Consider the following 11,714-nt stretch of genomic DNA (forward strand, 5'->3'; position numbering starts at 1 on the left):
CTTAACTATTTTATTCACCACGAAGACACGAAGTTTTTTTATTTCTTCGTGTCCTTCGTGTCTTCGTGGTGATGCTGTTTAAGATTAAATGCGAGTTTACAAAGCTCCTATAATCGATAAAGCGGTTCCAGACTTTTATCCACAGGCGTGGTAATTCTTTCCAGAGCTTTATTTTCGGTAAAAGTCTGAAACAGTTTTTTACCTTGCCATTGACCCACTTCTTTACCGTATAAGGCATGGTTTAAATGCAAAATTTCGTCTCTTAAGCGTGCATCACAAAACCCGGCAATGGCTCCCAGATTGGTCGCATTAAACTTTTGCCGTCCCCATTCAAGCAAGGCATCTTTAGCCACCAGCGCATCGTTATTGGCACAAGCCTTCTTTAAGTTCTTAACACATGCTTTTAAACTGATGTCGGCATCATCATTTTCAATAACCGGTTTTTTACCCGTGCGTTTGGATAAGAAAATAACGACCGTTATTAGCCAACCTGCTGCCAAAAATACGGAAACCCATAACCAGATATTCGTTTCTTGCAGACTATTAATAACCGGGCCGGTTACAACTTTTTCTAGTGTTGCCGAGGTAGCCGCTGGTTCAATAGCGACCGTCTGCGTAGCAACCGCAAGAGTGGTCAATGTTGTTTCCGGGATTTTAGCAATTTCCATTTTTTGGCTTTGAGTATTAAACCAGGGGATTTCTATCGCCGGCAATGTATAACTACCTGCCTTTGAAGGAATCAAGGCAATTTTTTCTTCCCTAAAAGCCAGCAGGCCATCGACTTTTTTCTGCTCCTGTAATACCGGCTGATCTGGATAAGCTTTTAACTGATCATTGGTATTGGTGGTATTTAATTCAGGGAGCTGTCCAACCGTTGTGCCTTTTGCAATTAAAGTTAACGTTCTGGTCAGTGGCTCGCCAACCTTCATTTGCTGAATATCACCGGACCAATCCTGCTTTAAAACCAGTTGCTCTGATGATAGCCAATGCTTCCCGGCAAAAGATGCCGGTACCGGTTTTACATCCAGCGTAATCGCTTTGGATTCGACGTGTTTGGTTTTACTTGTCGGCGAATTAAAAAAACCATTAAAACCGGGCCGACTACCGGTTAACACTTCCGCAGTTAATAACAATGGTTTAATGGTTAATTTGCCGCTTTTTTGCGGGAAAAAAGCATATTTTCGTTCGGTCACGGAATAATTAACACCGTTAACCTGGGTGTTATAATTACTGTCTTCGCCTAACCGTTCAATGACCGCATCTGCCAGCTCAGGCTCGTTCAGCCGGGCTTGAGAGATATCGACTCTGGTATATAAGCGCAAGGTATAAAAAACTTGGGATTGTACATACGGGTTTTCCGGTGTCGCTTCAACCTCTATAAATAATTCCTCATCGTTACTGACGGCTTTGTTGGCTGTCTTGTCAGTCACCCGAATAGTTATTGACTGACTCACATCCTTACCAAACTTCACCGCAGGAATCAACAGGTCACCCGCCTGTTTAGCCATGACGTTAAGTTTCCACTGCACGGTCTTGCTGGATTTGCCATTAACCCATGATGAACTGCTACCGCTACTTTGGCTAAGTATGGAAAAATCCTGTTGCAACGGGCCAAAACTAGGGTCATCGTCAGGTGACTCGGTCGCCGTAAATATAATCTGGAAAGACTCATCCAAACTGACCGGATTACGATCCACAGAAACCTTAATCTCTGCGGCAAAGGCACTTTGAGTAGCCAACAGTAATAACAGCAAAAAAAGCCCCAACCACATATCGATTTTAGGTATCAGTAATTGTTTTATAGTGTTCATCATTTAAATAATATTAATTATCCTGCCAGCAGGTGCAGTCATTCTTTTTAGAGCAAACCCAAACGCCACTTTACCATAAAGCCAGTTATCGGCAATATAGTGAGCCGGTCCGAACAAAGCTTCCAACAGATATTTTTCGTACTTTTCATGCCTTTCGTGGACATTGGTTTTTAAAACCAGACACATACACCCAAGCTAAACCACTGTACCAAAAACCGAACCAACACCTGCGGTTAAGCCCATCGCCAATGCACCCCAGAAAGTTACGCGAAAAGCGCTCTTAATAATACCGGAGCCACCGGTATAAGCCGCCAACGTACCCAGCAAGGCCAAAAATAGCAAAGAGGCCGATGACACCAAAATAATTAAATTATCATTAGGACCAAACATAACTATTAATAGCGGCAACACGGCACCAATAGAAAAAGTGGCTGCCGAAGTCAATGCCGCTTGAATAGGCCGGGCGGCTCCGGTTGCCGAGATCCCCAACTCATCACGGGCATGTGCACCCAACGCATCATGCGCCATCAATTGCTGCGCGACTTGTCCGGCAAGAACAGCATCAAGCCCTCTCGCTATGTAAATGGCTTGTAGCTCTTTTTGTTCATGATCAATATTTTCATCCAGTTCTTTACGTTCACGCGCCAAATCCGCGTTTTCGGTATCGGCTTGTGAGCTGACTGACACATATTCACCAGCGGCCATCGACATAGCTCCGGCAACCAGTCCTGCCACACCCGCCAGGACAATATCGTTATGCGCGGCATGAGAGGCGGCAATACCTACAATTAAACTGGCGGTCGAGACAATACCATCATTAGCACCTAAAACAGCGGCACGCAGCCAGCCAATGCGATGAGTCCGGTGGGTTTCATAATGATGAGGCAACATTGATTTTCCTTTGCTATTAATTAAAGTTACAGCCCTTCAGACAAAACCATTCAGTTCATCTATTTAAAACAGCCGAAGATAAAGGCTTACAAAGCCAGCCAAATCCAAGTAAACATCTGTAACACCGTCAGCATTCAGCTTCTATTTTACCTAATGAGGCATTTTCATCGGTACCTAAAGGGTTATACTGTATTTTTGTGTCGCAATGGCAAAGCCGGATTTAGATAATTGCTATCAGTCCGCTGATTGTCCATTCAGCACTTTAATTCATCGGGATTATAACTTATGAAAAAGAATAAAATTGTTAAATTGCACTACTTTATTTTTGCGCTCTTATTATGCTTGGGATTTACCAATGTATCCGCTAATCCACGGATAGCCGTTCTGGATTTTGAATTAAAAGACATGACACTTGCTCCGGGTATACCCGCAGAAGTAACCCGCACCGCTTCAATTAAACCGCTCATGGAAAACGAGCTTAAGAAATCAGGTTACGATATTGTCACCATTCCCAAGGATGCCCAACAACAAGCCAATGCCGGCGTGGGCTATCTTTTTGATCACCCGGATGTTGCAGCTCAACTTGGTAAAAAATTTGCCGCCGATTATGTGATAGTGGGAAGACTGCATAAACCCAGTTTCTTGTTTTTTTATCTGATGGCACATTTGGTTGATGTTAAAACAGAAGGCTTGGCTGGTGAATACCTTTATGAAGTTAAGGGCGGCGAAAAGAAAATAGTCGCACAAGGCGTAGAAGATATTACTGAAAAAATCACTAAAACTCTGGGTGCGGCAAAATAAGCCGGATATTGACGCGCACGACACGTCCCATCATAAGTACAGATTTTCAGATAAATAATTTCGATGCTAACAGATACCATCCCTTCAAGGGATGTTATCTGTATGAATCTACAGCAACATTAATTAGAAGTTTAATTTCTGAAAGTCTATAGCTAATTTATCTCATCAAGTTAAATCGGCGGTTGTTTTGCGCCGGTTACTTTAACGTGTAGCGTATCACCCACGGTTAAGGTGCCAAGCTGATTATGCAGGGCATTTTGTCCAAAGTAGATCTTGTTTTCCCACTTTCTGATGCGGTTGAGCGTTGTCAGCGGTTCTTTGCCGGTTTGTGCAGATTCCGGATCAATGGCCGGAACCGAGCAGCGTGAGCAAGGCTTGGTGAGCCTAAAATCAATAGCGCCAATGCTGATTTCTCTCCAGCTATCTTCGGCATAAGGAACGCAACCGGAAATAACCAGATTGGGTCTGAAGCGGGTCATGGATAAATTTAAGTGCATTGCCTGATTTAATGACATCAGTGAGTTTTCTGAAATAATCAAAAATGGAAAGCCGTCAGCAAAAGATACATTGTCAGTCGCATCGGCGTAACGCGGATCAACCGGCCTAACCATCTCGGCAGGCTGATAAACCAATCGGCAATCCAGCTTTAAAAAATAGCTTAACCATTGATCCGCTTCTTTTGATACGCTCCGTGCCTCACATTGGTCATGCCATATCGTGCTGCTAATAATATCGCCATCAGTGGGTATCAACGGTAATGACAGGCTTGCCATTCCGGATGCAGACAAGATTAAGTGGCTCTCGGTTAATGCTGTTTTGATTAAAGCCATTTTTGGTAACTTGCGCTGACTTAAAAAATGTCCGGCGGCGTCAACCAACATCCATTTTCTGTCGTACAAAAGTCCCGTCTTAACAACCGGCCAACTGCTTACACTAATGCCCGCCAAGGACTTTACCGGATAGAGAGTTATTGCACTTAAAATACTTGATGTCATTTTAGATCAGCCTGTACATACCAGGCTCAACTTAAAAAGTCGGACTGGAAAAAATAATAATGACCAAAGTTTGCGTGAATTAAGCTGTGCTATCAAGTTTTAGTTAACCGGTCACTCGCTATAAACTTTTGTAAAAACCAAAAAAAAGTTTATGAATCCGTTAAAATGAAAAAAATGAATTTTTTATTGTTGAGGAATAATGCGATCAATTAATCAGCCTGTTCGGATAATGGTGACTGTTTTATTAATTATTCAGTTAGTTGGCATAGGAGTTGTTTCTGCGAAAGCCAAACAAACCATTGCCATTGCTTATTTAAGCCAGGATCAAAACGTGCCGCCGCCATTATCCAATCTGGATGCCTTTATTAAAAACAAAGGTGTGTTCGGCGCAGAACTGGGTGCTGATGATGATAATACGACTGGCGAATTTACCGGCCAGCACTATCAATTAAGCAAATTTATTGTGCCGGTAGACGGTAATGTTATCGATACTTTTACTAAAGAAATTAGTAATAAATTTCAGTATGTCGTCGTTAATTTGCCGGCTGAGCAATTAAACCTGATCGCTGATTTGCCTGCTGCCCGGCAAATGCTGTTATTTGATGTGGCGACGGTCGATGATGCGTTGCGCAATGAGCAGTGCCGGCGTAATGTTTTGCATATTTTGCCCAGCAGAGCGATGCGTGCCGATGCCTTGGCGCAATATATGATGAAGAAACGCTGGACCAAGTGGTTTCTAATCATTGGATCTACCCAGGAAGATCGTTTATTTGCCGATGCCGTCAAACGCGCAGCCAAGCGTTTTGGCATGAAAATAGTGGCAGAAAAAACCTGGGAGCATACTTATGACGCACGGCGTACGGCGCAATCGGATGTAGCGGTATTTACCCAGGCAGAGGATGATTATGATGTCTTGGTAGTCGCTGATGAACAAGGCCAATTTGGCGAATATCTTGACTATCGCACCTGGATTCCAAGACCGGTGATAGGGACTCAGGGATTGATTGCTACATCATGGCATAGAACGCATGAGCAATGGGGCGCTGTACAGATACAAAACCGCTTCAAAGAAAAAGCCGGACGCTGGATGGAAGAGCAGGATTATGCCGCTTATTTAGCCCTTAGAGCGCTTGGTGAAGCAGCTACCCGCAGTCAGTCCGTTGATCTGATTCCCGTTAAAGCTTACCTGTTAAGCGATGCGTTTGCCTTAAATGGCTACACCGGCAATCCGTTGTCTTTTCGCTCTTGGGACGGTCAGTTGCGGCAACCGGTTTTGCTGGCAGCACCGAGGTCATTGGTGGCGGTGGCACCCATTGAAGGCTTTCTGCATCCAAAAACCGAACTGGATACCTTGGGTTATGATCAACCTGAATCGCAATGCAAATGGGATAAATAAATGATAATGAAAAAGAAGAACTTTGGGTTATTTTTAGCGCTGGCATTAACCGGAACCGTTCAGGCTGAAAGCGTTTTTGTCACGCTGGAAAAAGATAATGCGCTGGCCGTGGTTGATCCGATAACGGGAACATTAATCAAAACAGTCCCCATAGGTCAACGTCCCCGAGGGATTACTATCAGCCCGGATAACAAATTTTTATATATCGCGACCAGCGATGACAATACTATAAAAATTATTGATGCCGAGACGCTGAAAGAAGTCGGGCAATTGCCATCGGGCGATGACCCGGAGACTTTTGCGTTAAATCCTGCCGGTGACAAGATTTATGTGTCAAACGAAGATGACAGCTTGGTCACGGTAATTGATATTGCCAGCAAAAAAGCCGTCAAACAAATCAAGGTCGGCGTCGAACCTGAAGGAATCACGGTTAGCCCCGATAACAAGTGGCTAATCAGTGCATCAGAAACCACCAACATGGTGCACTGGATTGATACCAAAACCAACACGATTGTCGAAAATACTCTGGTTGACCCGCGTCCGCGTGCAGTTGGTTTTACCGCAGACAGCCAACAATTGTGGGTAACTTCAGAAATGGCTGGGACCTTGATGATTCTCGATACCAAGACCAAGCAAATCATCAAGACAATCAAGTTTGAAGTTGCCGGTGTTACTGCCGATAAAATTCAGCCGGTAGGCGTGATCATTGATAAAGATAGTAATAGAGGCTATGTAGCTTTGGGACCGGCAAACCGTGTGGCGGTAGTTAATGCCAAAACCTTTGCTGTAGAAAAAACGCTATTGGTTGGTCAACGAGTTTGGAATCTGGCCTTTTCTCCCGATCAAAAACGTCTCTATACCACCAACGGCACCAGTAATGATATTTCGATTATTGATCTGGATAGTCAAACAGTGACTAAATCGATTGGTGTCGGTAATTATCCCTGGGGCGTTGCGGTAAAACCATGAAGATACCCATCGCATTATCCATCGAGAATTTAAGTTTCTCTTATAGTGGCAAGAAGGCACTTGATCAGGTTAACTTTAACATTCATGCCGGTGAATGTACGCTACTTTTAGGCCCTAACGGTGCCGGCAAGAGTACGTTATTTTCGTTGATTACCCGCTTGTACGATAGCCATGAAGGCCGTATCGAGTTATGTGGTTTTGATATTAAAAAGCAAACTCGCCAAGCATTGGCAAAACTGGGCGTGGTTTTTCAGCAAACCACCCTGGATATGGATTTAACGGTCATGCAAAATTTACGCTATCACACAGCCTTGCACGGCTTGGGACGTAAACTAGCCATGCAACGCATTCAACAGGAATTGGAGCGTCTGAACATGTTTGACCGGCGTTTTGAGAAAATACGCCAGCTTAATGGCGGACATCGACGACGCGTAGAAATTGCCAGGGCATTACTGCATAAACCGGCGTTATTGTTGCTGGATGAACCGACTGTCGGTCTGGATGTACCCAGCCGCTTGGCTATTGTTGAGTATGTGCATCATTTGGCAGCTGATGAAAAGTTGGCGGTTTTATGGGCAAGTCATTTAATTGATGAAATTTATCCCGATGATCATTTAATCGTTCTCCATAAAGGCCAAATTAAAGCCAACGGTACCGTAGACGAGGTTCTTAAAATAACCAATACGGCACTGATAAAAGATGCTTTTTACAACTTGACGCAAGGAGATCAGGCATGACTAATAAGCCGGGAGCGGATTTACCTTTACCCAAAGGAGGCGGAGCATCCAGCATAAACATTCTGCATTATTGGCGAGCCATGTGGGGCATTATCGGACGTGAGTTATGGCGTTTTGTTACCCAACGTGAACGTTTTATTTCTGCACTAGTCAGGCCCTTGGTCTGGCTGTTTATCTTTGCAGCCGGCTTTAGGGCGGCACTAGGTCTTGCCATCACCCCGCCCTATGAAACTTATATTCTTTATGAAGTTTATATAACACCGGGGCTGATTGGCATGATTCAGCTATTTAACGGCATGCAAAGTTCATTGTCCATGGTTTATGATCGGGAAATGGGCAGTATGCGCATATTAATGGTCTGTCCATTACCCCGTTGGTTTTTATTACTCAGTAAATTGTTGGCAGGAACCGGCGTGTCTATCTTGCAGGTTTATGTATTTTTGGGTATTGCCTGGTTTTATGACATACATGCACCGTGGCAAGGCTATTTATGGGTATTGCCGACCTTAATGTTGTCCGGATTAATGCTGGGAGCACTAGGATTATTATTATCATCTTTTATAAAACAACTGGAAAATTTTGCCGGCGTGATGAATTTTGTCATTTTTCCGATGTTTTTTATGTCGACAGCACTCTATCCTTTATGGAAAATGCAAGAATCCAGTGTGTTGCTGAGTAAGTTGGCGCAATATAACCCATTTTCACAAGCCGTTGAGTTAATCCGTTTTGCCCTGTACGGACAATTTAACGAACAGGCTTTTATCTTTACCTTGGTCGCTTTTCTGGTTTTTATGGCGGCGGCAATCATTGGCTATAATCCGTCAAAAGGCATGATGGTAAGAAAAGGCGGGGGCTAGGGCAACTGGTAATAAATAAAATACCCCGTAGGATGGGTTGAAGCAGGTGAAGCGAATCCTACAAAAGCCATATAAAAGCAGAAAATAAGGATCAGTTAAAAATATACCCTAGTATTTTTAATGTTGAATATGATGGGCAATAGTCATAAAGCACTTGAAAATTTTTTTGATCGTGGTAAGTTTACCCATTAAGTATGGATATTAGTAAGCGATCAATCTGCTTTTGAATAGTCATGGATTGATACCATTAAGAGGGCTTACTTGTTACCTGGCAAGACTTAATAAGGCATTGGCCAATGATTCATCAATATAATAAATAAAATTACACCACTATGAGGATGAGAAATGAGTAATGAAGATAACACCAAACAAGAAGAAATCGTTCAAGAAGAAAATGTTGAGCAACCTGTAGATTCTGCAAAAAATAGCGCAGGCAGTCTGGTTTCTTCATTCTTGAGTTTAAAAGAAAGTAATCCAAAAGTATTTTTTGGCAGCATTGGTGGAGTAGTTATTCTGCTTGTTTTATTGATGACGATGGGTGATGACAGTTCCAAACCGACTATCTCCGGACCCGTTCTTAAAGATCTCATTGTCGGTCAACGTTATGTATTAAAAAGTGTTAACGCTTATGATGCAGCAGCAACCGTTCGCTTGGTAGCGACACCTGGCGCTATAGCGGCTTATGATGATACCGAAGAGAAAGATAGATCAGGTGCTTGCCAGCATATTGCTCAAGGTACTCCTGTTTCTGTACTGGAATTTGCGGATGCTTATGGCAAGCAAAAAACCTACGCTAAAGTCAAAATTGAAGACGGTGAATGTAAAGATCACGAAGCGTGGGCTTTGGCAATTGACCTTCAATAAAAATAAAGTTTGACAGTATTTTAAAAATCCCTATAATAGCTGAATAAATTCAAAGCGGGAATAGCTCAGTGGTAGAGCACAACCTTGCCAAGGTTGGGGTCGCGAGTTCGAATCTCGTTTCCCGCTCCAATATATAATGAAAAGCCGCGAAATATCGCGGCTTTTCTATTTCACCTTTATGGTTGCGTAGCAAAATGGTTATGCAGTGGCCTGCAAAGCCATCTACGGCGGTTCGATTCCGCCCGCAACCTCCACGGGTGAATTCAGACAAAATCAAAGACATACAAAACCCGCAAGTCGCAAGGCTTAGCGGGTTTTTTGTTGTCCGTAAGATTCAACAAGCTTCGTTGACGTCCAATTTTTTTTGGGGCGGGTATAAATCCGGGGTATATTTACTCCCACAAATAAATAGACCCCCAGATGGCAATATCAGACAAGGCTATAAAAGCGGTACCCCCCCTCCGCATAGACAAAACTTATAAGTTACCCGAAAGGGTTTACATCTCTTAATAAACCCCAATGGCTAAAAATATTTTAGCTTTAAATATCGGTTTACAGGTAAAGAAAAATCTTTGGCGTTTACCCTGAAACCTTTTTAAACCTCCTCCTTTGAAAAAGGAGGATTGAGGGGGGATTTATCTAATAAAATCTCCCCTCAATCCTCTTTGTTAAAGAGGGGAACTGAATAAATACCCTTAAAGCAAGCCAGAGAACTAATAGCGGATAGTATCCGACCCAAGCGAAAATAAAGAATGGTTACATTTGGTTACAATTAATAAATTGTTATGAACTTGGTGATTAATATATTTCAAGCTCCCCGATTTCTAAAGCCTTTAGCCTCGTTATTTATAACGCTGAATAGTTAACGTAAGATTTGCTTCGTTTATGGTGAACCCTACTTTAATACGTTTTCCTTTATACGCGACGGACTCAAAAACCGGGAAACTTCAGCTATATATATGTTTCAAATAAATTATTGTTATGCAAATTTACAGTTAATTTTCTTAAATTATCATAATGATAATTGCTGCACCTGGAGTCTGTTTCTTTTTTAATTTTTTGATTTTAAACTTTTAATTTGGATTAGTAGACTACAATATAAGCACTATGCTTACAAATAAGTCATATCTTGTTACAAGGTAACTTTTAGTTTGAAGCATGGAAATTTTATCGTTAAGAAAATACGGAAGACTCCGGTCCATGTCAGATCCATATAGATAGCAAATTATACTTAACCCTACTATTTTATTTTTTTATACAGGACTTTTTTTATGTCGATTTTAAAATTAATCGTTGCTGCCGGATTACTGACCGCATCTATGGCCAGTATTGCTTCTCCTATCCCTACCGACTTGGGCACTTTGGATACTACTAATGAAGGAACTGGCTTTGGCGCCAGTAATTTAACAGGTGCCTTTTCTAAGGAATTCGATTTTAACCTTGTCGGTGGTACTTACCTTTTTGGCCTGACAGCTACCAACACTTTTAATAAAACTAAAGTAGGTATCAGTAACTTTGCTGCTACATTAGATGGTCAAGCTTTTGGTAATACTCTATACAATCTTTCTTTAAGTGCTAATTCTAAATTCAACTTTTTATTTGGTGAAGCGTCAAGTTTGGCTTCCGGTTCCCACAAATTGATAATCAGCGGTACTGGCAACAAAAGTAGTTTCGGTGGTTCTATTGGAGTTAGTTCCATTAGTGCCGTACCTGTTCCTGCAGCAGTATGGTTGATGGGTTCAGCATTGATTGGTTTGGTATCATTCGGTAAACGTAAAAACGCTTAATGATTAAATAAATACCGTAGCTTTACTGCTTACATTAAAGGGCCTTTTAAAGGCCCTTTTTTATGGCTGGTGTTTATTAAAAATTATTGAAAATCTGCCTTTTATGAAACCAATGTTAATTTACAGCAACTATTGGCTCAACAGTAACAGCTTAATGCCGTCAACACACACAAAATTAATCGGCCTGATTTTTTAAATTGGCCGGTTTTGCAAGCGCGTTAGCCAATTTATCGGCTGATTTTCCAGTCATAAACCTTAACTCTGCCCATCTTCATTAAAATGTCTTGCAGACTGCGAATAACAAGGTGTACCCTGCACGGCGATAGCGTAAAATAAGTAATAAAAAAATTTCTATCTATACTTAAGGCGATATCCAAGAATGAATATACCCAAGTGGCGCAGGATTTTTGTTTATTTTCAAGGCGGAAAAATAGGCGCGTAGCTGGCTACGTAACTATTTTGACAACGCAGATAATGAATAAAAAGACCAGCGACTTGGGTATATTCTTCGTAGGAAATCGCCTAAATACATTACCAGTCAGGCCCTTGCCAAGAAGGCAAGAGAGTAATCCTATATAATGGGTTGATGGTGGGCATTATCAATAA

General features: G+C 42.1%; 10 protein-coding genes and 2 tRNA genes. 9 read left to right on the top strand and 3 right to left on the bottom strand.

What is annotated here, in order from left to right:
• Positions 1–107 precede the first annotated feature (107 nt).
• Positions 108–1,814 (bottom strand): BatD family protein, encoded by a 1,707-nt coding sequence (locus N7974_RS06235; RefSeq protein WP_317451584.1) that lies wholly within the window; start codon positions 1,812–1,814, stop codon positions 108–110.
• Positions 1,815–2,006: 192 nt separating this feature from the next.
• The gene (locus tag N7974_RS06240; protein ID WP_262964780.1) at positions 2,007–2,702 is read right to left on the bottom strand and encodes a VIT1/CCC1 transporter family protein; all 696 of its coding nucleotides are present in this window, start codon (positions 2,700–2,702) and stop codon (positions 2,007–2,009) included.
• 285 nt (positions 2,703–2,987) lie between these two features.
• Here N7974_RS06240 and N7974_RS06245 point away from each other — a divergent pair, with 285 nt between their 5' ends.
• A complete protein-coding gene (locus tag N7974_RS06245) occupies positions 2,988–3,503 on the top strand; it encodes a DUF3280 domain-containing protein (RefSeq protein WP_262964781.1) in 516 nt (171 codons plus the stop codon).
• Positions 3,504–3,673: 170 nt separating this feature from the next.
• Here N7974_RS06245 and N7974_RS06250 read toward each other — a convergent pair whose 3' ends face one another.
• A complete protein-coding gene (locus N7974_RS06250; protein WP_262964782.1) occupies positions 3,674–4,498 on the bottom strand; it encodes an MOSC domain-containing protein in 825 nt (274 codons plus the stop codon).
• Positions 4,499–4,697: 199 nt separating this feature from the next.
• On the opposite strand from N7974_RS06250, the gene N7974_RS06255 reads away from it, so the two are divergent.
• The 8 genes from N7974_RS06255 (at position 4,698) to N7974_RS06290 (ending at position 11,108) form a co-directional block, all read left to right on the top strand.
• Positions 4,698–5,894: an ABC transporter substrate-binding protein gene (locus N7974_RS06255; RefSeq protein WP_262964783.1), complete on the top strand. Its 1,197-nt coding sequence runs from the start codon at positions 4,698–4,700 to the stop codon at positions 5,892–5,894.
• A 6-nt stretch (positions 5,895–5,900) separates the two neighbouring features.
• Positions 5,901–6,863 (top strand): PQQ-dependent catabolism-associated beta-propeller protein, encoded by a 963-nt coding sequence (locus N7974_RS06260; RefSeq protein ID WP_262964784.1) that lies wholly within the window; start codon positions 5,901–5,903, stop codon positions 6,861–6,863.
• The gene (locus tag N7974_RS06265) at positions 6,860–7,600 is read left to right on the top strand and encodes an ABC transporter ATP-binding protein (protein ID WP_262964785.1); all 741 of its coding nucleotides are present in this window, start codon (positions 6,860–6,862) and stop codon (positions 7,598–7,600) included. Before N7974_RS06260 ends, N7974_RS06265 begins: the two co-directional genes overlap by 4 nt.
• A 53-nt stretch (positions 7,601–7,653) precedes the next feature.
• Positions 7,654–8,457 (top strand): ABC transporter permease, encoded by an 804-nt coding sequence (locus tag N7974_RS06270; protein ID WP_262964811.1) that lies wholly within the window; start codon positions 7,654–7,656, stop codon positions 8,455–8,457.
• Between the two features lie 345 nt (positions 8,458–8,802).
• Positions 8,803–9,321, top strand: a complete 519-nt coding sequence (locus tag N7974_RS06275; protein WP_262964786.1) for a hypothetical protein — start codon at positions 8,803–8,805, stop codon at positions 9,319–9,321.
• Positions 9,322–9,375: 54 nt separating this feature from the next.
• A tRNA-Gly gene (locus tag N7974_RS06280) sits at positions 9,376–9,450 on the top strand.
• 51 nt (positions 9,451–9,501) lie between these two features.
• Positions 9,502–9,575: transfer RNA gene (locus N7974_RS06285), tRNA-Cys, on the top strand.
• A gap of 1,017 nt (positions 9,576–10,592) precedes the next feature.
• A complete protein-coding gene (locus tag N7974_RS06290) occupies positions 10,593–11,108 on the top strand; it encodes a hypothetical protein (protein WP_262964787.1) in 516 nt (171 codons plus the stop codon).
• The last annotated feature ends 606 nt before the right edge of the window (positions 11,109–11,714 follow it).

This window comes from Methylobacter psychrophilus (assembly GCF_025583945.1).
In the GTDB taxonomy this organism is placed as follows: Bacteria; Pseudomonadota; Gammaproteobacteria; order Methylococcales; family Methylomonadaceae; genus Methylobacter_C; species Methylobacter_C psychrophilus.